20 protein-coding genes are annotated in these 20,947 nt (G+C 67.8%); 10 read left to right on the top strand and 10 right to left on the bottom strand.

Annotated features, from left to right (window positions below; genetic code table 11):
• The first annotated feature begins 304 nt into the window (after window positions 1–304).
• The 3 genes from ACIBK2_RS39790 to ACIBK2_RS39780 all read left to right on the top strand — a co-directional run bounded on the left by ACIBK2_RS39790 (window position 305) and on the right by ACIBK2_RS39780 (window position 5,555).
• Window positions 305–1,177, top strand: coding sequence for a 3-hydroxybutyryl-CoA dehydrogenase (locus tag ACIBK2_RS39790; RefSeq protein WP_357385319.1), 873 nt, complete (start codon window positions 305–307; stop codon window positions 1,175–1,177).
• 90 nt (window positions 1,178–1,267) lie between these two features.
• Window positions 1,268–3,571, top strand: coding sequence for a 5-methyltetrahydropteroyltriglutamate--homocysteine S-methyltransferase (gene metE / locus ACIBK2_RS39785; RefSeq protein WP_396975379.1), 2,304 nt, complete (start codon window positions 1,268–1,270; stop codon window positions 3,569–3,571).
• A 355-nt stretch (window positions 3,572–3,926) separates the two neighbouring features.
• Window positions 3,927–5,555 carry a DEAD/DEAH box helicase gene (locus tag ACIBK2_RS39780; protein ID WP_396975377.1) on the top strand — a complete coding sequence of 543 codons (1,629 nt, stop codon included), beginning with the start codon at window positions 3,927–3,929 and terminating at the stop codon, window positions 5,553–5,555.
• Window positions 5,556–5,616: 61 nt separating this feature from the next.
• On the opposite strand, the gene ACIBK2_RS39775 is transcribed toward ACIBK2_RS39780, so the two are convergent.
• Together ACIBK2_RS39775 and ACIBK2_RS39770 are read right to left on the bottom strand one after the other, a co-directional pair.
• Window positions 5,617–6,348 carry a ZIP family metal transporter gene (locus ACIBK2_RS39775; protein WP_396975375.1) on the bottom strand — a complete coding sequence of 244 codons (732 nt, stop codon included), beginning with the start codon at window positions 6,346–6,348 and terminating at the stop codon, window positions 5,617–5,619.
• A gap of 79 nt (window positions 6,349–6,427) precedes the next feature.
• Window positions 6,428–6,985, bottom strand: coding sequence for a TetR/AcrR family transcriptional regulator (locus ACIBK2_RS39770; RefSeq protein WP_396975373.1), 558 nt, complete (start codon window positions 6,983–6,985; stop codon window positions 6,428–6,430).
• A gap of 95 nt (window positions 6,986–7,080) precedes the next feature.
• On the opposite strand from ACIBK2_RS39770, the gene ACIBK2_RS39765 reads away from it, so the two are divergent.
• Window positions 7,081–8,406 carry a hypothetical protein gene (locus tag ACIBK2_RS39765; protein WP_396975371.1) on the top strand — a complete coding sequence of 442 codons (1,326 nt, stop codon included), beginning with the start codon at window positions 7,081–7,083 and terminating at the stop codon, window positions 8,404–8,406.
• On the opposite strand, the gene ACIBK2_RS39760 is transcribed toward ACIBK2_RS39765, so the two are convergent.
• Complete coding sequence (locus tag ACIBK2_RS39760; protein WP_396975369.1) at window positions 8,375–9,601, bottom strand: AI-2E family transporter; 1,227 nt, start codon at window positions 9,599–9,601, stop codon at window positions 8,375–8,377. The two genes, ACIBK2_RS39765 and ACIBK2_RS39760, sit on opposite strands and share 32 nt — an antisense overlap.
• Before the next feature lie 53 nt (window positions 9,602–9,654).
• Window positions 9,655–10,707 (bottom strand): NAD(P)-dependent alcohol dehydrogenase, encoded by a 1,053-nt coding sequence (locus tag ACIBK2_RS39755; RefSeq protein ID WP_396975367.1) that lies wholly within the window; start codon window positions 10,705–10,707, stop codon window positions 9,655–9,657.
• 176 nt (window positions 10,708–10,883) lie between these two features.
• Here ACIBK2_RS39755 and ACIBK2_RS39750 point away from each other — a divergent pair, with 176 nt between their 5' ends.
• Entirely contained in the window at window positions 10,884–11,972 is a 1,089-nt protein-coding gene (locus tag ACIBK2_RS39750; protein ID WP_396975365.1) for a S1C family serine protease, read from the top strand.
• Here ACIBK2_RS39750 and ACIBK2_RS39745 read toward each other — a convergent pair.
• Complete coding sequence (locus tag ACIBK2_RS39745) at window positions 11,969–12,535, bottom strand: vitamin K epoxide reductase family protein (RefSeq protein WP_396975679.1); 567 nt, start codon at window positions 12,533–12,535, stop codon at window positions 11,969–11,971. The genes ACIBK2_RS39750 and ACIBK2_RS39745 overlap by 4 nt on opposite strands.
• Complete coding sequence (locus ACIBK2_RS39740; RefSeq protein ID WP_396975363.1) at window positions 12,535–13,311, bottom strand: DsbA family protein; 777 nt, start codon at window positions 13,309–13,311, stop codon at window positions 12,535–12,537. Before ACIBK2_RS39740 ends, ACIBK2_RS39745 begins: the two co-directional genes overlap by 1 nt.
• 227 nt (window positions 13,312–13,538) lie before the next feature.
• Between ACIBK2_RS39740 and ACIBK2_RS39735 the strand changes: the two genes are divergently transcribed.
• Complete coding sequence (locus ACIBK2_RS39735; RefSeq protein WP_396975361.1) at window positions 13,539–14,399, top strand: LLM class flavin-dependent oxidoreductase; 861 nt, start codon at window positions 13,539–13,541, stop codon at window positions 14,397–14,399.
• A gap of 52 nt (window positions 14,400–14,451) precedes the next feature.
• Here ACIBK2_RS39735 and ACIBK2_RS39730 read toward each other — a convergent pair whose 3' ends face one another.
• Genes ACIBK2_RS39730 through ACIBK2_RS39715 form a run of 4 tightly spaced genes read right to left on the bottom strand, consistent with a single transcriptional unit; the run spans window position 14,452 to window position 17,117 of the window.
• Window positions 14,452–15,300: a polyphosphate kinase 2 family protein gene (locus ACIBK2_RS39730; protein WP_396975359.1), complete on the bottom strand. Its 849-nt coding sequence runs from the start codon at window positions 15,298–15,300 to the stop codon at window positions 14,452–14,454.
• Between the two features lie 30 nt (window positions 15,301–15,330).
• A complete protein-coding gene (locus tag ACIBK2_RS39725) occupies window positions 15,331–16,059 on the bottom strand; it encodes an ESX secretion-associated protein EspG (protein WP_396975357.1) in 729 nt (242 codons plus the stop codon).
• Window positions 16,056–16,694, bottom strand: coding sequence for a hypothetical protein (locus tag ACIBK2_RS39720; RefSeq protein WP_396975355.1), 639 nt, complete (start codon window positions 16,692–16,694; stop codon window positions 16,056–16,058). Before ACIBK2_RS39720 ends, ACIBK2_RS39725 begins: the two co-directional genes overlap by 4 nt.
• Before the next feature lie 30 nt (window positions 16,695–16,724).
• On the bottom strand, window positions 16,725–17,117 hold the full coding sequence (locus ACIBK2_RS39715) for a hypothetical protein (RefSeq protein ID WP_396975353.1): 393 nt from the start codon (window positions 17,115–17,117) through the stop codon (window positions 16,725–16,727).
• A gap of 167 nt (window positions 17,118–17,284) precedes the next feature.
• Between ACIBK2_RS39715 and ACIBK2_RS39710 the strand changes: the two genes are divergently transcribed.
• The 4 genes from ACIBK2_RS39710 to ACIBK2_RS39695 all read left to right on the top strand — a co-directional run bounded on the left by ACIBK2_RS39710 (window position 17,285) and on the right by ACIBK2_RS39695 (window position 20,480).
• Window positions 17,285–18,019 (top strand): GntR family transcriptional regulator, encoded by a 735-nt coding sequence (locus ACIBK2_RS39710; RefSeq protein WP_396975351.1) that lies wholly within the window; start codon window positions 17,285–17,287, stop codon window positions 18,017–18,019.
• Between the two features lie 86 nt (window positions 18,020–18,105).
• The gene (locus ACIBK2_RS39705) at window positions 18,106–18,309 is read left to right on the top strand and encodes a hypothetical protein (RefSeq protein ID WP_396975349.1); all 204 of its coding nucleotides are present in this window, start codon (window positions 18,106–18,108) and stop codon (window positions 18,307–18,309) included.
• A gap of 99 nt (window positions 18,310–18,408) precedes the next feature.
• A complete protein-coding gene (locus ACIBK2_RS39700) occupies window positions 18,409–19,653 on the top strand; it encodes a serine hydrolase (protein ID WP_396975347.1) in 1,245 nt (414 codons plus the stop codon).
• 203 nt (window positions 19,654–19,856) lie between these two features.
• On the top strand, window positions 19,857–20,480 hold the full coding sequence (locus ACIBK2_RS39695) for a hypothetical protein (RefSeq protein WP_396975345.1): 624 nt from the start codon (window positions 19,857–19,859) through the stop codon (window positions 20,478–20,480).
• Window positions 20,481–20,947 lie beyond the last annotated feature (467 nt).

Raw genomic sequence — 20,947 nt, 5'->3', positions numbered from 1 at the left:
GACCGCAGCGTCGACGACAATCCATCACCCACTGCGCGAGTCTTACGAGCGCCGTTTGCGGCCCGTCTCGCGTCCGAGCTGTCGAAGCGCATGCGCCGTAGGCGCGAGTCTCGACAGCTCGGACGCGAGATACCCGGGGGCCGCAAACACGCGTCGCCGCAGGCGTCGCAGAAGGCAGAGCCCTCCCTGCTGAACAGCCCCAGCAGGGAGGGCATCCCTATAACTTGGACTATCGAGGGGTCGCTCACACCAGAGCACACCCCCTCCAGCCACCGACTAGCCAGACCAACAGCAGGAGCGGGACGTGAGCAGCGAGAAGATTCAACGCGTCGGCATCATCGGTGCCGGACAGATGGGTGCCGGAATCGCGGAGGTGTGTGCCAGGGCGCACGTCGACGTGCTCGTCTTCGAACAGACCAGGGAATTGGCCGCCGCGGGTCGCTCTCGCATCCTGCGTTCGCTCGACCGCGGCGTCAGCAGCGGCAAGATCACCGAGCGCGAGCGCGAGCAGGCCGCATGGCGACTGCGCTTCACCTCCGACCTCAGCGACTTCGCCGACCGCCAGCTGGTGGTCGAGGCGGTGCTCGAGGACGAGAAGGTCAAGACCGCCATCTTCGCCGAGCTGGACAAGGTCGTCACCGACCCGTCCGCCGTGCTGGCCTCCAACACCTCGTCCATCCCGATCATGAAGATCGCGGTCGCCACCACCCAGCCCGAGCGCGTGGTCGGCATGCACTTCTTCAACCCGGTGCCGGTGCTGCCGCTGGTCGAGCTGGTCACCACGCTGAAGACCAGCGAGGAGGTGTCCAAGCGGGCCGAGGCGTTCGCCGGTGACGTGCTGGACAAGCAGGTCGTCCGCTCGGCCGACCGCTCCGGTTTCGTGGTGAACGCGCTGCTGGTGCCGTACCTGCTCTCGGCCATCCGGATGGTCGAGTCCGGCTTCGCCACCAAGGATGACGTGGATAAGGCGATGGTCTTGGGCTGCGCGCATCCGATGGGTCCGCTGGCGCTGACCGACCTGGTCGGCCTGGACACCGTCAAGTCGATCGCCGACTCGATGTACCAGGAATTCAAGGAGCCGCTGTACTCCGCGCCGCCGCTGCTCATGCGTATGGTCGAAGCCGGGTTGCTCGGCAAGAAGACCGGCGCGGGTTTCTACCAGTACAACCGGGCCTGAGCTCGTTTCGATTCAACCCAGGCGCTTTAGCGTGCGGCGTCCATTGTTCCTAGTGGGCGCCGCACAGCCATCGAAGGGAGCAGCGCGCTCATGGTGAACGTGACCGACGGCTACGGGTCGAGCATCCTCGGCTACCCGCGAATCGGGCCGCATCGAGAACTCAAGCGGGCACTCGAGGCCTATTGGCGCGGTGCGATTCCCCGCGCCGAATTGCTCGCGGTGGGCCGTGACATTCAGGAGCGGCAGTTCAACGAACTCGCCGCCACCGGGTTGACCCAGGTCCCCGGCAACACCTTCTCGTTCTACGACCACGTGCTGGACAACGCCCTGTTGTTCGGTGCCGTGCCCAAGCGGTTCGAGCAGTATCGCGACGAACTGGACCCGCTGGACTTCTATTTCCTGATGGCGCGCGGCAATCCGGACGTGCCGCCGCTGGAACTGGTGCGGTTTTTCGGCACGAACTATCACTACCGGCAGCCGGAATTGGATGCCGACAGCGAATTCTCGCTGCACCCCGAGGCGCTGCTTGACGAATTCGACCGGGCCAAGGAGCGCGGTATCGAGTTGCGGCCGGTCGTGCTCGGCCCGCTCTCGCTGCTGCTGCTGTCCAAGGCGGGTCAGATTCCGGGTCAGGACGAGTTCGACACGCTGAAGCTGCTGGACAAGCTGCTCCCGGCGTACGAGCAGCTGTTCGAGATCCTGGCCAAGCGCGGCTCGACCTGCGTGCAGCTGGACGAGCCCGCGTTCACCAGCGAGCGCACGCCCGCCGAGCTGGCCGCGTTCGAGGCTGCCTACCAACGACTTTCGAAGGCGCCGTTGCGTCCCCGGATGCTGGTCACCGGGCAGTACGGCGATTTCGGTGAGGCGCTGCGGATCCTGGCGGCCAGCAATGTGGAGGCCATCGGGCTGGACCTGTCCAGCTATCGGATCACCCCGGAGGACCTCGCGGAGATCCCCGGTATTCGGCGTAAGCGGCTGTACGCCGGTGTGATCAGCGGTCAAAACGTCTGGCGGGCCGATCGTCACGTCACCCTGGAGTACCTGAACCGGCTCGCGCAGGTGTGCCCGGACCTGGTCGTGTCGACCGGGACGACGCTGCTGCACGTGCCGTACGACCTGCTCATCGAGTACGACATCCTCGGCAACGTGGCCGACCGGCTCGCCTTCGCGAAACAGAAGGTGGGCGAGGTGGTTTCGCTCGCCAAGGCGCTCACCGACGGCCCGTCGGAGAGCTGGCGCAAGCGGCCGACCGAGGTGCACTTCAAGCAGAAGCACGCGGTGCGGCAACGGGTTTACGCGGTCACGCCGGAAATGCGTACGCGCGAGCCCTATTCGGTGCGCCGGACGGCGCAGCAGGCCAAGCTGAACCTGCCGCCGGTGCCCGCGACCACGCTCGGTTCGTTCCCGCAGACCAACAAGATTCGGCAGGCGCGCTACGAGCTCGGACAGGGGCGACTGTCCTTCGACGACTACAAGAAGCGGATCGAAGCCGAGATCGAGGCGACGATCCGGTTGCAGGAGGACATCGGCCTCGACGTGCTGGTGCACGGCGAGCACGAGCGCAACGACATGATCCAGTACTTCGCCGAGCTGCTGGACGGCTTCGCGACCACCCACTTCGGCTGGGTGCAGGTGTACGGATCCCGGTGCGTGCGACCGCCGATCATCTACGGCGACGTGTCGCGGCCCGCGCCGATGTCGGTGGAGTGGATCAGCTACGCCCAGTCGCTGACCGACAAGCCGGTCAAGGGCATGGTCACCGGGCCGGTCACCATGCTCGCCCGCTCGTTCGTCCGGCAGGACCTGCCGCTGCACGAGACCGCGGACCAGGTGGCCCTGGCCATCCGCGACGAGCTGGCCGACCTGGAGAAGGCGGGCATCGTGATCATCCAGGTCGACGAGCCCGCACTGCGCGAGATGCTGCCGCTGCGGCCGACCGGCCGGGCGGAGTACCTGCGCTGGGCGGTCGGCGCGTTCCGGCTGGCCACCTCCGGGGTCAAGCCGGAAACCCAGATCCACACGCACATCGGGTATTCCGGCCGGGCCGAGGTGGTCGAGGCGATCGAGGAACTCGACTGCGACGTCACCGCGATCGTGGCGACCCGCTCGATCGAGTGGGTGGTCAAGGCGCTCAAGGCGGACAGCGGCACCGATCACGGGCTGAGTCACGGCGTCGGCCCCGGTGTGTACGAAAGCCGCTCGGCGCGGATCCCGGACATCGACGAGCTGGACGAATTGCTCACCGCCGCAGCGGAAGCCATCACGCCGGACCGACTATGGGCGAATCCGGACGGTGGCCTGAAGACGCGGCACTACTGGCAGTTGGAGCCGTCGTTGCGCAATCTGGTCGCGGCGGCGCGCCGGGTGCGCAGGCGTGCGCTCGAGAACGAGTAGGCGAACTACGTTGGCCGCCCCCTGTTTTCGCAGGGGGCGGTTTTCGTTCGAGCCGTGTTCTCGGGTCGTCCGCGGTGTCGAGGTGTGGCCCGTGCGACATCGGCGGTCATGCCTTGTCTGACGCACGGTGATGTAACCCACTTGCGAACCTCTCGGTCTGAAGGCGAGGAATACGCGAGGTTGCGGTAGAGTTACCAAAGGCAAGCGTTGATCTTCACGCTCCTCTCGATCCGTCGTGGATGTCTTACCTTTCGCGTCGGCGCCTCAGCTGGGTGTCATAACACCGAACGCACGGACCGCCGTCCTGCGCAGCGCTGGGGTACACCCCGATGCCTGGAAGGCACACCCACCACATATGACAACCCCTATTTCGAGCCCTGCCCCCACCACGTCGTTCGCCGCTCTCGGAGTCGGCGCGAAGCTGGTCGGCGCCCTCACGGCGAGTGGCATCACCGCTCCTTTCCCCATCCAGGCGGCCACGCTGCCCGACACCCTGGCCGGTCGCGACGTGCTCGCCCGCGGCAAGACGGGTAGCGGCAAGACGCTCGCCTTCTCCATCCCGATGGTCGACCGCCTGGCCGGCGGCGAGCAGCGCCCCGGCCGTCGTCCGCGCGGCCTGATCCTCGCGCCGACCCGTGAGCTGGCGACCCAGATCGCCGCCGCGCTCGAGCCGATGGCCACCGCCGCCGGGCTGAAGGTGACCACCATCATGGGTGGCGTTTCCCAGCACCGGCAGGCCAAGGCGTTCTCGGCCGGTGTCGATATCGTCGTCGCCTGCCCCGGCCGGCTCGAAGACCTGATGCGTCAGCGCGTGGTCTCGCTGCAGGACGTGCAGATCACCGTGCTCGACGAGGCCGACCACATGGCCGACCTCGGCTTCCTGCCCGCGGTGACCCGCATCCTGGCCGCCACCCCGAGCGGCGGGCAGCGGCTGCTGTTCTCCGCGACGCTGGACAACGGCGTCAACAAGCTGGTCAAGCAGTTCATGCGCAACCCGGCCAACCACTCCGTCGACACGGCGGACTCGCCGGTGCCCGCGATGACCCACCACGTGTTCGAGGTCGGTGGCGTCGAGGCCAAGCGCATCCTGGTGGAGACCCTCGCGGCCGGGTCCGGGCGTCGAATCCTGTTCATGCGCACCAAGCACCAGGCCCGCAAGCTCGCCAAGCAGCTGAGCATGGTTGGCATTCCCGCGACGGACCTGCACGGCAACCTGTCGCAGGTGGCCCGCGACCGCAACCTGGCCGCCTTCACCAACGGCTCGGCCCGGGTGCTCGTCGCGACCGATATCGCGGCTCGTGGCGTGCACGTCGATGATGTCGAGCTGGTCGTGCACGTCGATCCGCCGGCCGAGCACAAGGCTTACCTGCATCGCTCCGGGCGTACCGCCCGCGCGGGCAGCTCCGGTGACGTCGTCACCGTCGTGCTGCCCGAGCAGCGCCGGGATGTCGCGGCGCTGCTGCGCAAGGCCAACATCAATGTCGCTTCCCAGCGGGTGACCGCTGATTCGGTACCGGTGACGGCGCTGGTCGGCACCGTCGCGCCGCGGGTCGCGCCGAGCGCGGTGCCGGTGAGCTCGAACGCCGATACCCAGGGCAACCGCAACCGTCGTGGCGGTGGCGATCGTCGCTACAGCGCACCTGCCGGGCAGGCGCGCAGTCGTGGCGAGCGTGGTCCGCGGGACGGCGCCGCTGCCGGTGGCCAGCCGCGTAGCCGCAATGCGCGTGGCACCGATGACACCGTCTCGCGCGGTGCCGCCGGTGGTCAGTCGCGTGGTCGCGGTGCACGTGGTGCCGGTGACGCCGCGCCGTTCGCCGGCGGTGGTCAGCCGCGGAGCCGGAATGGTCGTGGCGGTAACGGTGCCGCGGCCCATGGCATTGATGGCGCAGGCCGCCCCGCGAGCCGTTCCGCCCGTAGCGGAGCGCCGCGCATCCGCACCGTCGCGACTCGCGAGCAGGCACCTGCCGTCCGCGCCGGACGGTAGTAGCTCCATAGCTTGAAAGACCAAGGCCGTCTTCCCATTACGGGAAGGCGGCCTTCGTCGTTCAGTGATTGAGTGCGGCGACGCCAAGCATGAGTGCCGCGCCCGCCACGGTGCAGGCGAGGGTGAGGCGGGACGGGTGCACGGCGTGCGCCTCGGGGAGGATGTCGGCGGTGGCGAGGTAGAGCAGGAAGCCGGCGAAGTAGCCGAGGTAGAGGCCGACCACGCTCTGCGGGACGTGGATCAGGGTGCCGAGTATCGCGCCGACGACGGGGGCGATGGCGTCGAGGGCGAGCAGCGTCAGTGCTCGTTTGCGAGCGTTGCCGTAGAGGGTCGAGATGGTGAAAGTGTTGAAGCCGTCGGCGAAGTCGTGCGAGATGACCGCGATGGCCACCGCGGCGCCGACGGTGGCGCCCGCCTGGTAGCCGAGGCCGATGCCGAAACCGTCCAGCAGGCTGTGAAAGATCAAGCCCGCCGCGGCAAGCAGGCCGACGGACTCGAAACCGTGTGTGTGCGTGCCGAATTCCTGCTCGTGCCCGGTGTGGATGGCGACCGCGCGCTCGATGACGTGGATGGTGAGGAACCCGACCACCGCGGTGATCAATGCGGCGGGCACGCCGAGCACGTGTTGGCTGGACTGTTCCAGCGCCTCGGGCAGCAGATCGAAGAAGACCACGCCGAGCATCACACCGGCGGCCAGGCCGAGCACCAGATGTTTGCGGTCGCCGATGCGCACCGCGACATAGCCACCGACCAGTGTGGCGCACATCGACACCAGCGCCAGCAGAATCGCCATCGTTCCAGCATGGGTGATCGGCACGGGCGGGAACGTTAGCACGGGCCGACGAGTTCGCCGGGCGGTCGCCCGGTGCCGGTCAGGCCGCGGCGAGCCCCGCGGCCAGCGCGCGCAGGCCCGCGGCGATGGTCTCGGCGGAGGGCGCGTTGGCGGGGTCGACCAGCCATTGGACGAGCAGTCCGCCGATCATGGTCTGCAGCACCGCGCCGACGGCGGGATCGGGTGTCGCGGTGTCGAAGACGTGCGAAAGTGCTTCGCGCGCTTGGCTTTGCGCGGTGCCGAGTTCGGTGCGCAGCTCGGGGGAGTGCAGCGCCTGTACGAAACTCTCGATATTGGCCGACCAGAGCAGCCGGTCCGCGGTGAACGAGGCGATCAGCTGCTGGAGGAAGGCGCGCAGCCGCGCGGCCGGATCGGCGGTGTCGTCGGCGGGCAGCGAGTCCAGGATCGCCTGCACCGCGGTCGCGCTCGACTCCATCATGGCCTGGCTGAGCAGCTTGTCGCGGGTGCCGAAGTGATAGTTGATCGCCGCAAGATTGGTGCCGGAGGCGGCCACGATGTCGCGCACGGTGGTGCGCGCGTAGCCGCGTTCGGCCAGGCACTGCTTGGCCGCGGCGAGGAGGTCGTCTCGGGTTCCCACCTCCGCACGATAGCAGCCGGGCATACGCATGTTTGTGACAATCGTTTCACACATTCGTTTGTGACAAGCGTTTGAAACGTGCGTATGGTCGGGGCATGACCGCACAGCGTCCCATTTCCCCCTTCGAAACCACGTTCTTCGGTACCGGCACCAAGCTCGGCAGCGTGCCGACCGGTGGCATGCCGCTGTTTATCGGCTCCACCGTGCACGGCGTGCTCGAGGCCGAGATCCTGCGCCGCGTCTTCGGCGAACTGGCCGCCATCCACCCCTTGCTGCGCAGCAAGGTGGTGACCGAGGCCGACGGCACGATGCACCTGCTCCGCGACGACGACTATCGCCCGCGCCTGGACATCGCGGACGGCGACGAGGCCGACTATCTGCGGCTGGTGAACGGTCCGCGGGACTGGACCGACGGGTTGTTCCGTGCCCAGCTGCTGCGTGCGGGGGAGCGCCAGCAGCTGGTGTTGATCATCCATCACGGAATCTCCGATGGCCGATCGGCTTTCGCGCTGCTCGCGGAGTTCTGGCGGCGCTACACCGCGCACCTCGCGGGAAGGCCGCTGCCGGTGGACGATTCGGACCAGTCGTTGCCCGCGGCGATGGATGCCCTTCTCGCCGAGGTGTTTTCCGATGCCGAGGTGGCCGAGTTCTTGGAACTCGTCCGCGCGGGCGTGACGATGATCGACCCGGCGGCGGCGCCGCGGCAGCTACCCGACGACGGGGACGGAAGTGGTGACGATCCGCTCGGACGATTCGCGGTGCGGCGCATCGAATTGGACGCCGCCGAAACCAAGGCGCTGGTGGATTCCGCTCGCGCGCACGGTATCTCGGTCAACAGCTTGCTCACCGGCGCGGCGCTGGTCGCGTTCCGTACCGAGATCGACCCGGGCACCGGAGCGCTGCCGATGATCTGCGGGCACGCCGTCGACGTCCGCGGCGAGCTGACGCCGCCGGTGCCCGCGAACACGATGGTGAATTTCGCGTCAGGCGTCGGCACCGCGGCGGAGGTCGAGCCGGACGACAGCCCGATCGGTCTCGGTCTCCTGGTGACGGCAGGCATGCAAGCCGCGGCGGAACGACACGACGCGGGCCGATTCCCACTGGCCGCACAGCGCGTCACGGATGCGGCGACGGCCGCCGCGTTTGCCGCCGCGCCCACCCTGGCCATGTCCAATATCGGCCGCCTGCCAGCATATTCGACACCGGCGGGTGTCCGGCATGTGCGCGACGACGTCTTCGCGATGGGACCGGGCATGCCGCCGAAGCTCACCGTCTTCACGGTCGGCGATCGGCTCACCATTCAGGTCGAGCACGACACCGCGCAACACAGTCGCGGGCAGATGGCGAAGGTCACGCTGGCACTGATCGAGCAGATCCGCCGGTGCGCGACTACTCGCCCGTCGGCCGATCTGCGCCGGTGAATCGAATGGTCAACTGGCGAGCCCACTTTCGATGAGGTTTCGGCGGTGCCGGTGGCAGCGGCGCGTCGTGGTCGACATCGGTCTGCACCTCGTAGCGCCGGACGTAGGCCCCGGCGAAGGCCTGCACGGTCGCGGTGACCGGAATGGCAAGCAGCGCACCGGTCGCGCCGAGTAAGGCGGCACCCGCCAGCACCGCGCCGAACGCGACGGCGGGGTGCATGTCCAGGGTGGTCGCGGTGATTCTCGGTTGCAGCACATAGTTTTCGAACTGCTGGTACACCACGATGAAGCCGAGGATCCAGAGCGCGTCGGAGGGACTGTGCACCAGCGCGACGATGACCGGCAGCGCGCCGGCCAGGTAGGTGCCGACCGTCGGGATGAACTGCGAGACGACGCCGACCCACAGCGCGAGCGCGAAGGCCGACGGTACATCGAGCACGCGCAACGCGACATAGTGCGCGATCGTGGACGCGAGCGCGAGCAAGCCGCGCGAGTAGATGTAGCCGCCGGTCTTCTCCACCGCGATATCCCAGGCGCGCAACACATGTCGCTGCTTGCGCGGCGGCAGCAGCGAGCATACGGCGTTGCGGAAACGCGGGCCGTCGGCGGCGAAGTAGTAGGTGAACAGCAGCACGCCGAGGGACTGGAAGACCACCCCGACCGTCCGAGTGCCGATATCCCAGGCGTTTCCGGCCGCGCCCTCGAGATACTTGCTCCAGTTGCTGGTGTATTTCTCGATGTCGGTGCCGGACAGGTTCGTCTTGAAGGTGTGGTTGATCCAGTCGATGCCCTGGTCGGCATACTGCGGCGCGTTGTTGACCAGGGTGGTGACCTGATCGATCAGCAGCGAGCCGAGCGCCCAGAAGAAGCCGACGACGACGGTGGCCAGGACGAGAAAGACCACGCCCGTGGCGAGTCCGCGCTTCATCCCGCGGCGCGCGAGCGCGTTCACCGCCGGTTCGATGGCGAACGCCAGGAACAGCGAGACCAGCAGAATGGTCAGCAGACCTTGCAGCCGGGTCAGTGCCCAGAAGCCTGCGAACAGTCCGGCCACTGTCGCCGCAGCGAGCAGGAACGCCCGCAGCAACCACGGCGGCGGACCGGTCGTCATCTCCGCGGTGACCACGGCGTCGCCGGTGGCCGCCGCCGGTGCGTCGGTGGGCCGTGTCGCGCTGTCGTCTTCATCCGAGGCCACATCGCCAAACGTACCCACGCCGGGGCGGGTCCACCGGTCAACCCGCCAACCAACTACATGGTGGACACGTCGATGACGAAGCGGTAGCGGACGTCGCTGGCCACCACGCGGTCGTAGGCGCCGTCGATCTCGTCGGCCGAGATCACCTCGATCTCCGCGCCGATGCCGTGCTGGGCGCAGAAGTTCAGCATCTCCTGGGTTTGCGCGATGCCGCCGATCGACGAACCGGCCAGCGAGCGCCGAAGGCCCGCGAGGGTGAACGGCTTGACGCTGATCGGGTTTTCCGGAAGCCCGAGGATCACCAGGGTGCCGTCGAGATTCAGCAGCTTCATGTAGTGATCGATCGGCAGATCGGCCGAGACGGTGTTGAGGATGAGGTCGAACTTGCCGCGCAGTTCGCGGAAGGTCTCCCGGTCGCTGGTCGCGTAGTAGTGGCTCGCGCCGAACAGCTTGCCGTCCTCCTGCTTGCTCAGCGAGTGGCTGAGCACGGTGACCTCCGCGCCGAGCGCGGCTGCGATCTTCACGCCGACGTGCCCGAGCCCGCCCATGCCGATGATGGCGACCTTCTTGCCCGGCCCGGCGTTCCAGTGCCGCAGCGGGGAGAACAGGGTGACGCCTGCGCACAGCAGCGGGGCGGCCTGGTCGAGCCCGATGCCCTCGGGGATGCCGACGACGAAGTTCTCGGTCACCACGATCTGGGTGGAGTAGCCGCCCATCGTGTATCCGTTGGCCTGGACCGCCGGATCGACGGTCGCGTTGTAGGTCATGGTGGCGCCGCGGGTGCAGTACTGCTCCTCGTTGGCCAGACACGGCCCGCATTTCCCACAGGAATTCACCATGCAGCCGACGCCTACGCGGTCGCCGACCTGATACTTGCTCACTTCGGAACCGACGGCAGCGACCAGGCCCGCGATCTCGTGACCGGGCACAACGGGGTATTTGGTGCCACCCCACTCGTCGCGAGCGGTGTGAATGTCGGAATGGCAGATGCCCGCGTATTTGATGTCGATCAAGACATCGCGCGGACCGAGGTCCCTGCGCTCGATCGTCACCTTCTCGAACGCGCCGTCGGAACTGGATAGGGCGTACGCGGCTGCAGTTGTCATGCATACATGCCTACCGCCGCATGCCACGAGTTGCCAAACACGACACATAACGGACATGGCTGAAATACGGACACGCGGGTATTTCGGCGGTGATCGGCCGCCATCCGGACCGTTTTCTGATCTACGGTGAAGATCTCCGGCCACAATGGAATTCGCAGGCATCGAGGCGGAGAACAATGAATGAGCAACGGTTTGGTGGCCGCGCGCTGGCGTTGATCGTCGCCGCGCTGCTTGCCGCGGCCGGATTCCTCGGCTATCGGGGTGAGCTGCCCGGGTGGCAGAGCGGGGCGAGCGAGGTGGCCGCGCCGATCGTCGAGGTCGCGCCGCCGCCGCTCGATCCGGCGGTCGTCGCCGCCGTCGTCGATCCGGCGCTGGTGGATGTCAGCGCCTCGACCAAGCCGTTCGGGCTCGGCGCGGCCGGGTCCGGCATCGTGCTCACCGCGGACGGGCAGGTGCTGACCAGCCATCACGTGGTCAAGGGCGCGGACACGGTCACCGTCACCGATGTCGGCAACGGGCGCGAGTACGACGCCATCGTGCTCGGTTACGACTCAGACGCCGATATCGCGCTGCTCGCGCTGTCCGGCGCGGCGGGGCTATCCACCGCCCGCATCGGCAGCTCGGCCGACGCTCGGGTGCGCGATCAGGTGATGGCGATCGGCAACGCGGGCGGCGTCGGCGGCACGCCGACGGCGATCCAGGGCACCCTCACCGATTTGGACAGCACCATTGTCGCGCTGAATTCCGCCGACCTGTCCCGCAAGCCGCTCACCGGGATGCTCGAGGTCGCCGCGGCGGTCACCTCCGGGCAGTCCGGTGGGGCGCTCGCCGATCGCGAGGGCGCGGTGATCGGGGTGATCGCCGCCGCGTCGGGCGATCCGGCGCGCGCGGTGAGCAGACCGCCGAACGGTTATGCGGTGCCGATCGATACCGCGATGCGGGTGGTCCGGCAGATCCGCTCCGGGACGCCGACCGAGACCGTGCACATCGGGCCGACCGCGACCCTCGGCGTGCTGACCACCGACGCGAAAACCGGTGGGGCACGGATCGATATGGCGATCTACGGACAACCCGCCTACGCGGCCGGGCTGACCCACGGCGAGGTGATCACGTCCGTGGACGGGCGCCCGATCACCTCGGCCCGGACCTTGCACGCCGCGATCAACGTGCACAAGCCCGACGACACGATCCAGCTCGAAATCCTCGACCCCGCGGGTGCCCGCCGCACGGTCACCGTTGTGCTCGGGCTGGGCACGCCGAACTAGACCAGCGACAGCCAGTAATCCTGGAACCGCAGGAAGATCAGCAGCAGCACCACCGCGTAGAACAGCGCGACGATCGTCCACCGCCACTCCGCGAGTATCCGCAGCGGCCCGCGTGACTCGCCCCAGAGCTGATCGATGACCACCGCGAGCAGCGGGGTGATGATCGCCCACACCACCATGCAGTACGGGCACAGCGCGTTGATCCGGTACAGGCTCTGGAAGATCAGCCAGCCGATGAACCCGACCCCGAGCAGCAGGCCGAGCAGCAGCCCGCCCCAGATCCAGCGCGGGAACCCGATCCCGGCCACGGACAGCACCGCGAGGGTGACCAGCACGGAGAAGCCGACGACGCCGATGAGCGGGTTCGGGAACCCGAAGACCGCGGCCTGCTTGGTCACCATCACCGAGCCACAGGACAGGATCGGATTGATGCTGCACGAGGGGGTGTAGCCCGGATCAGTGAACAGCTTGAACCGTTCGACGGTCAGCGCCACCGCGGCCAGCCAACCCGCCAGGCCGCCGAGAAGCAATATCCAGGCGGCCCGGGGCGGGGCGGCGACGATCACTGCGCCGCGGCGGCGGCGATCACCGGTGCGAGGCCGCCGGGGCCCATGAGCTCCTGGCTCGACTGGATCTGCTTGCCGTTGACGAAGACCGACGGGGTCGACTTGATGCCGCTGTTGAGCACCTCATCGGTGCGGGCCTGGATGTACTTGTCGTACTTCACATCCGTGATGCAGCTCGCCACCGAATCCGGGTAGCCCGCTTCCTTCGCGATCTGGGCCAGCTTGTCGTTGGTGAGACCGGCGCCGCCCTCGGCGGGCTGCTGGGCGAACATCGAGGTCAGCCAGGCCATGTATTTGGTCGGGTCCGCCTCGGCGACGCAGTACGAGGCGTTCGCCGCGCGGGTCGAGTAGCGGGTGGTCGACGCCTTGTCCAGGAACGCGATCACGTTGTATTCGACCGCGATGGTGCCGTTCTTGACGTTGTCGTCGAGCACCTGCGAGTTGGCCGCCTCGAAGCCCTTGCACGCGGGGCACTGCAGGTCGGCGACGACCCGGACGGTGGTCTTCGCGCCGGCCTTGCCGATGCGGATCGAGCCGTTGTCGGTGATCGTGCCGGTGATGCCCGAAGCGTTCTGGTTCACCTCTGCCGGAATCGCCGGGCTGGCGCCGGGGTCGTCCTTGCGGGCCTTCTTCACCGCGACACCGATGCCGATCGCCGCGATCAGCGCGATCAGTACGGCGGCCACCGCCACCTGGATGAAGATCTTGCGGTTGCGCTCGCTGCGATCCGCCGCCAGCAGCGGGTTCTTCTTCCCACCCGGGTTCTTGCTCACCGTGCGTTCACCACGCCTTTCGCTCGACTGCCGGTACCTGCCGCCACGATGGTAGAGCCGGAAAGCGAACCCCGCGTGGGCGGCCTCGCGCATGCGCGACTCGCAAGCGCTCTAATCGGGCCACGGCCACATCATCCTGGGTGAACCTGAGAGATTCCGAAATATCGGGCACAGACGCGGTCGTGGGGATCGCCCGGATGTCGTACCCGCCGGGTAGGAATGGGCGGGTGACTGTCCTCGGTGCCGTATTTCGTCCGCAGAATCCACCCGAGCGGCTGCGTGCCGCGGTCCGTGTCGCCGAGGCGGCCGGGCTGGAGCAGTTGTGGCTCTGGGAGGACTGCTTCCTGGAGAGTGGAATAGCCAGTGCCGCAGCGGCTTTGGCGTGGAGCGAGCGACTGCAGGTCGGCATCGGACTGCTGCCGGTGCCGTTGCGGAACGTGGCGTTGACCGCAATGGAGGCGGCCACGCTCGACCGGCTGTTTCCCGATCGAGTGCTGCTCGGCGTCGGGCACGGCGTGCAGGACTGGATGGGTCAGGTCGGTGCGCGGGTCGATTCCCCAGTGACGTTGCTCGGCGAGTATCTGGATGCGTTGCGGGCGTTGCTCGCAGGCAAACGCGTCAGCACCGACGGCCGCTATGTGCGGCTCGACGACGTGGCGCTCGACTGGCCGCCGCTCGTGCCGCCGCGGATCTACGCCGGTGCGCGGGGGCCGCGCTCGATTCGGCTGTGCGGTTCGCATGCCGATGGGACGCTGCTGGATTCGATCACCGACGCGGACGGTGTGCGTGCCGCGCGGACGCTGATCGACGAGGGACGTGCCGCGGCCGGGCGGACCGACGAGCACGTGGTTGTCGCGAGTCTGCTCGCGGTCACCGGCCCGGACGCCGCAGCGCGGCTTGCCGCGGAGCGCACGCCGCAGCATGCGCCGGGAGCGGGCGTCGCGGGTGACGCGCACGCCGTGGCCGACGCCGTCCGCAAGTTGGCCGACGCCGGCGCGAATACCGTGATCATCCAGCCTGCCGCGGACGAGCCGGACCCGGCGGCCTTCATCCGCTTCGTTGCCGAGCAGGTTCGCCCGCTGGTGTAAAAAGGCTCGCGCCCAACGGAAATCGGTAGCGGCGGGTGCGCCGCCACCGAGCTCAGGCGTCGGCGAGGCGGCGCTTCTGCTCCTCGACGTCGAATTTCGCTTCGGGCCACTCGAGGTCGAGTCGTTCCAGCGCGTCGATGAGCAGTTCGGTGATCGCGAGGCGGGAGAACCACTTCCGGTCGGTCGGGATCACATGCCACGGCGCGTAATCGGTGTTCGTGCGGTCGAGCATGGCCTGGTACGCCTCTTGGTAGGCGGGCCAGTAGGCGCGCTCGTCGATGTCGGACGGATTGAACTTCCAGTACTTGTCCGGCCGTTCCAGCCGCTCCATCAGCCGCTTCTTCTGTTCGTCGAGCGAGACGAACATGGCCACCTTCACCACCGTGGTGCCCTCGTCGACGAGTTCGCGCTCGAAGGCGTTGATCTCGTCGTAGCGCGGCTCCCACTCCGCTTCGGGGACCAGGTTGTGCACCCGCACCACCAGCACGTCCTCGTAGTGCGAACGGTCGAACACGCCGAGCTGGCCGCCGCGCGGCAGCGCCTTGCGGATGCGCCACAGGTAGTGGTGGCGTTTCTCCTCGTCGGTCGGCACGCCGAACGCGTGGTGGTCGACGCCCTGCGGGTCGACCGAGCCGATGACGTGCCGGACGATGCCGCCCTTGCCCGCGGTGTCCATGCCCTGCAACACCAGCAGCACGCTGCGTGAATCACCGGACCGCCCATTGGCATAGAGCCGCTCCTGCAGTGCCGACAGCACCTCGGTGCGCTCGGCGAGCAGCTCCTGGCCTGCCGCCTTGTCGCCCTTGAAGCCGGGCGTGCCGGAGGTGTCCAGGTCAGCGATCCGCAATCCATCGGCTTTCAGGGCCTCGGTAGCCGGAACGGACCAGCGCTTCTTCGCCATCTCCCACAACTACCACAGTGGGGACCCCGCTCAGCGGATGTGCGCGAGACTGATCAGTTGGGCCGCGAAGTCGTCGTCGGAGACCGGGGTGAGGATGAGGTCCTGCGATGTGGTCAACAGGTAGCGCCCGTCGCCGGTGAAATCGAGCCAGGTGCGGTGGCGGGTGGGCGGTGACATCGGGTTGTCGGGTTCCACCGTGACGGTCAGGAAGCCGCGCCCGTCGACCGGCTTGCGCAGCGTCTGCCGGAAACGGGCGGCGCCGCGCTGCCCGTTGGTGCCGAACGGCTCGGTGCGCTCCTGGCTGAGCACCGCGTCCTGCGGTTCCCGCATGGTGCCGAGCTTGCCCGCCGGGGCCGGGCCGATGATCTGCACCAGGCGCTCGCCGACCTGACGGGCGTGGCACATCAGCACGGTCACCTTGTCCGGGGTGGCGACCAGGATGCCCGCGTGATTGTGCACCACCGCGGCGTAGGCCAGGATGCGCTCGGTGTCGGGCCCGGAGCCGTTGCGCGGCGGCGTATTTCGATCGCCGGAGACGGTGATGGTGGTCGCGTCGGAGCGGCCGCACAGCATGAGCGCGGCGGCCAGGTCGGGGTCGGCCTGGCGGGCGAAGCGTTGCGGCAAACGCAGTGCGGCGTACTCGGATTCAGTGCGTACGGTGGCGGCGGGCACCATGTTGACCGGGTAGGGCCTGCGGTCGAGGCTGGTTTCGTTTTCCCAGACGTGTGAGAACTCGTCCGGGGTGAGTACCCATTTCACTGCGCGGCGCCCCCGTTGCCCGCGGGCTGTGGTCCGTCGGGTGGTGGGGTGAAGCGGGGCACGTGGTTGCCGGTGGCGGGCATGGTCGGGACGTAGACGTAGGTCATCGTGTCGCGGACATCGGCTTCGATATCGGCCGCGGCACTGTCGTGCGCCATCCGCCGTTTGCCGCCGTAGACTGCCTCGGCCGCCGGGTCGTCCAGCGGCCGGTAGGGTAGCGGCGGCGGGATGGCGCCCCGGATCGTTTGCGCGGCATCGCAATTCAACTCGATCAAGCGCGCGACAGTGCGGCAGACCTCGTGCGCGGCGGTACCGGCGAGGACGAACTCCCTGGTGGCACGCAATGCGGCGTCGGCGGCGCGGCCGGACCAGTGCGCGAATTCCCGGTTGGCGACGTCGGAAAAGGCCTGGAACGCTTCGGCGAGCGCGTCCGCGTTGGCCTGCCACGCCGCCGACGCCTGGCCGAGCGCGGCCGGGTCGAGCGCCTCGTGGACGAGGTCCCAGATCTCCTGGTGGCTATAGGAACCGAAGCGTTCGCGATCCGGCGCGTAGGCGGGATCGGTTGCGCCGGTACGTAATCCGGCCAGCTCCTGGCGGATCGTCTCGGCGGCCGCGCGGGCCGCGGAATCTGCCATGGCGGCCCCCTCAGCCGTCGCCGTGCGGAATCATCGGGCCTCTAGGTGCTCGGCGACCAGGTCGATGGCCGCCTTGTTCGCGGCTTCGGCGTCGGCGAATCGCTTGCCCGCCGCCAGATATGCCGCCTTGAACAGCAGCGCGGTCTCCTGGAAGGCCGCCAGGGTGTCCAGGTATTGCCTGCCCTTGTCGTCGAAGCCGCGGGTAAGGCCTTGTCCGCTGGGCAGATTCGGGAATCCGGTCACGTCGGTGACGAGATGTCCGGTGGCCATTGCCTGATGCAGGTCCTCGACCAGCTTGTCGCAAGCGGCAGCGAGGTTTTCGGCGACGTCGGACGCCAGCTCGAAGGGCTGGCCGGGGCCGGCGCCGGTGGCCGCCGCGTACAGTTGCCTTGCCGTCCCCTGCCCGGTGTCCGGTACCGCCATCTGGAAACCCCCTCTGCTGGTCCAGTTCGTAGCGCCGTACTCCGTTGGGCACTCTACCGGGCGGTAAGGCCCGCCGGGACCTGGATGGCCGCGCACTCCCGCTGTGATGTGAGGCACGATTGTTACACTGACCAGTGGCCTGAGCGGTACGCGCAGAGAGGCGACCGGTGCCCGAATTCGACGAAGTGCTGCCGAAATATCTGCGGATATCGGGGTACCTCCGCGATCGGATCGAGCGCGGTGAGCTGGCACCCGGCGACGAGGTTCCGTCCGAGCGCGAGCTCGCCGCGCAGTGGCGGGTGGCCCGGCCGACTGCGGCCAAGGCGCTGAATACGTTGCGGCAGCAGGGAATTGTGGAGTCGCGGCGTGGCTCCGGAACCTATGTGGTCGATCGGGCCGATGGTCCGGCCATGCGCGATCGGGTGCCGAAGTACGGATCGGCCTTTGCCGAGGGGGTGTCGGTAACCGTGCTCGAGGCCGCGATCGTTGCCGCTCCCGACCAGGTCGCCGAGGTGCTCGGCCTGCCGAAGGGGAGTACGGCGCTGATGCGGAAGTGGTTGACCAGCAACGGATCTCGTGTTGCCGAGCTGGGCACGTCCTGGTTCGCGAGCGAGCTCGCCGAGGTCGCGCCCCGGCTGCTGCGCGCCGAGCGACTGGCCGACGGGACGCTGCGCTACCTCGAATCGGTGACCGACCGCCGGGTGGCGTACCTGCGCGATCGGGTCGGCGCCCGGCTCGCCACCGCCGACGAGCGGCGTCGGCTCGCGCTGGCCAGGCCCGCCGCCGTGCTGGTCTATCAGCTCACGCTGCACGCCGCGGACGGCACGGTGATCCAGCTCGACGAGATCGTCCACCCGCCGGAACAATGGAGGTTCCAAAAGGAACATTCCAGCAGGTCATAGCCACTTTTTCCGCATTGACACCCGTGTGCGCAGGATGGCATAGTCCGCACATCGACAGTGGCATAGGCCAACGGGTGGGAGGTGCGATGTTCGATCATTTGACCATCGGTAGCTGGGTGATCGTCGACGAGCACTGCTCGGTCCGACTCGCACCCGTCCATCGAGACGAGTACCTGACGTTCGTCTTCGACAGCGGCGGAAACGAATTCGAATTCGCCGTGGCGCCGGCGATGTTGCGGAGCATGGTCGAGCTCGCCGCGGCGCCGTCCGTGCCGGACGATCCGGACTGATGCGGTGCGTTCCGAAGGCCTGCGCGCCGCGGACCGAGTCTGCGGCGAGCAGGACTTTCTCTCATCCTGATCTCAGATCGAGGTCGATATGCTGGGCAAATGAGCACACTCCCGAGCACGTTGGTGACGGTTGCCGAGGATGTGGACTCGGTGACGACGATCGGCGCCGAGGACGATCCGGCGGCGGCCGGGGTGTCCGCGCGCGAGGTCGAGGCGCTGTGGGAGTCGGTGCGGGACTGGTATCGGCTGGGGACCACGCCCGCGATTCAGGTGTGTCTGCGACGCGACGGGAAGATCGTGCTGAACCGGGCCATCGGGCACGGCTGGGGGAATGCGCCGGGGGACGGGCCGGATGCGGCGAAGGTGCTCGCGACGCCGGAGACGCCGTTCTGCGGGTTCTCCACCGCCAAGGGCGTTGCGGCGGCGCTGATGTTCATGCTGATCGAGCAGGGGGCGTTCCGGCTCGACGATCCGGTGTGCCAGTACATTCCGGAATTCGCCGCCAATGGCAAAGAACGGATCACCATCGGCCACGTGCTGTCGCATTCGGCTGGTGTGCCGTTCGTGACACCGCCCTATAAAGGGTTCGAATTGGTGGTCGACGAGGAATTGGCTGTTCAGGGATTGGCCGATCTGGTCCCTAGTTGGCCGCCGGGCCGGTTCCGTATTTATCACGCGATGACGAGTGGGCTGATTCAGCGGCTGCTGGTGCAGCGGGCTACCGGAAAACGGATGCGTGAGCACCTCGCCGAGCAGGTGCTCGAGCCATTGGGGTTCCGCTGGAACAACTTCGGGGTGCGGGCCGAGGAGGTCGACCAGGTGGTGGCCGGGGTGAAGACCGGGCCTGGGCCGTCGCGCATCTCGAAGTTCCTGGCGCGCAAGGCACTCGGCGGCGGGATGGGCGGGGCGATCTCCGATGCCGCGACCCGGAGCTTCCTCACCGCCGAACTTCCGTCCGGCAACCTCGTCACCACGGCAGTCGAGTTGTCGCGCTTCTACGAAATCCTCAGTCGCGGTGGGGAACTGGACGGCGTGCGGATCATGCGGACGGACACGCTGCGTGACGCGATACAACCGGCGAACCGCATACCCGGCCTGGCCGGACGGGTGAGTCGAGCAGGCTTCGAACTCGGCGGACGCCGATCGAAGTTCGGGCGCAACACCCAGACCCACTTCGGCCGCAGCGGACTGACCACTCAGTACGGCTGGGCCGACCCGGCCCGCGACCTGTCCGGTGCCATCTTGACCAGCGGCAAGGCGACCACCGACACACAGCGGCCATGGCAACTGGTCGCGCAGATCTCCGACACTATCGCGCCCATCGCCCAGCCGACCTGGCTATGAATCACCGATAGCCGCGCACCGTTTATGCGAGCGCATAAACGGTGCTCAGCTGTGTGTTCGACGCCCTAGTCGTGACCGGTGGTTCTTTCAAGCCCCAAAAAGTAGGTAGTCGGGAAAGTCACTGTCGTGTATCGAAATTGGACATTCCACCGATAGGGGATTCGGGTGCGGTAAGCGCGCTCATTTCTCGATGGAGGTCGAATATGTCGCAGTGGAGAAGACCGCGCACGGTGCGGCAGTCGGTCGTGCTGGCCGCCGTGGCCGCGACGTTGGTGCTCGGCCCCGCGACACTCGTCATCCCCGCATTCGCAACCCCAGATCCGAGCCCCGCCACACCCGCCACCGTCGCGCCGGTAACCACGGCCCCGCCGATCACCACCGCCCCGCCGATCACCACCGCGCCCCCAGTGACCACTGCGCCGCCGGTGACCACCCCTCCGGTGACCACCGAACCGCCGGTCACCACCCCTCCGGTGACCACCGAACCGCCGGTCACCACCCCTCCGGTCACCACCGAACCACCCGTCACCACCCCCACCTTCCCCAAGCCCCAAGATCCCGACGACGGCTATGGCCCCGACGGCTTCGACATCTACGGCTTCGATCGATTCGGTTATGACCGAGCCGGTTTCGACCACTGGGGCTACGACCGTTCCGGCTACAACCGATCCGGCTACGACAAATGGGGCTACGACCGCCAGGGCTACGACGCCCAGGGCTACACCGCCAAGGGCTGCGCCCGCATCGGCGAAGACCGCCCCGACGCCGACCACGCCGCCTGCGAACTACGCCGCGCCCGCCCCACCACCGGCAGCGCAGGCAGCTAACCCGCACCCAGCGCTCGTCCGTCGAACCCACAGAGGTTCCCCACGCCTCACAAGGACTACATACCCTGTGAGGCGTATCGATGCTCTGTGAATCCCCCCAGGGGACGAGGCAGGTGTGCGAAGAACGCTTGCTACGCCAGCACGGTGACTCACGCAGTCGGTGCCGAGATCCGCACTCTCACTCGGGATCTGCACTGACTGTAGGGCCCTATTCCGAGTGCAGATCCCGAGTGAGGGTGCGGATCTGTGGTGAATCCGGGTACAGCACGGCCTGCGCTGAACGGCTCACCCGTTGTTTAACCTGCACACCCGCTATACCGGGTGTGCAGGTCAAACAACGGGTGAGCACCTTCCAATCCCCTACGCGGGCAACGGAATCGGCACCCTCTATCGGGATCGCACACCCGGATTAGGGCCTTACTGCCGGGCGGATTCCGAGAATTAGGGCCCTACTGCCGGGCGGATGC

Source organism: Nocardia sp. NPDC050175 (genome assembly GCF_044459885.1).
Lineage (GTDB): Bacteria > Actinomycetota > Actinomycetes > Mycobacteriales > Mycobacteriaceae > Nocardia.
Note: the sequence above shows the minus strand (reverse complement) of the source record. Positions and strands in the feature narration are given on the sequence as shown.

Coding starts and splice junctions, on each gene's coding strand:
- ACIBK2_RS39780 (WP_396975377.1), top strand. CDS start 3,927: ATGACAACCCCTATTTCGAGCCCTGCCCCCACCACGTCGTTCGCCGCT.
- ACIBK2_RS39765 (WP_396975371.1), top strand. CDS start 7,081: ATGACCGCACAGCGTCCCATTTCCCCCTTCGAAACCACGTTCTTCGGT.
- metE (WP_396975379.1), top strand. CDS start 1,268: ATGGTGAACGTGACCGACGGCTACGGGTCGAGCATCCTCGGCTACCCG.
- ACIBK2_RS39720 (WP_396975355.1), bottom strand. CDS start 16,694: ATGGCAGATTCCGCGGCCCGCGCGGCCGCCGAGACGATCCGCCAGGAG.
- ACIBK2_RS39750 (WP_396975365.1), top strand. CDS start 10,884: ATGAATGAGCAACGGTTTGGTGGCCGCGCGCTGGCGTTGATCGTCGCC.
- ACIBK2_RS39775 (WP_396975375.1), bottom strand. CDS start 6,348: ATGGCGATTCTGCTGGCGCTGGTGTCGATGTGCGCCACACTGGTCGGT.
- ACIBK2_RS39700 (WP_396975347.1), top strand. CDS start 18,409: ATGAGCACACTCCCGAGCACGTTGGTGACGGTTGCCGAGGATGTGGAC.
- ACIBK2_RS39705 (WP_396975349.1), top strand. CDS start 18,106: ATGTTCGATCATTTGACCATCGGTAGCTGGGTGATCGTCGACGAGCAC.
- ACIBK2_RS39755 (WP_396975367.1), bottom strand. CDS start 10,707: ATGACAACTGCAGCCGCGTACGCCCTATCCAGTTCCGACGGCGCGTTC.
- ACIBK2_RS39730 (WP_396975359.1), bottom strand. CDS start 15,300: ATGGCGAAGAAGCGCTGGTCCGTTCCGGCTACCGAGGCCCTGAAAGCC.
- ACIBK2_RS39715 (WP_396975353.1), bottom strand. CDS start 17,117: ATGGCGGTACCGGACACCGGGCAGGGGACGGCAAGGCAACTGTACGCG.
- ACIBK2_RS39695 (WP_396975345.1), top strand. CDS start 19,857: ATGTCGCAGTGGAGAAGACCGCGCACGGTGCGGCAGTCGGTCGTGCTG.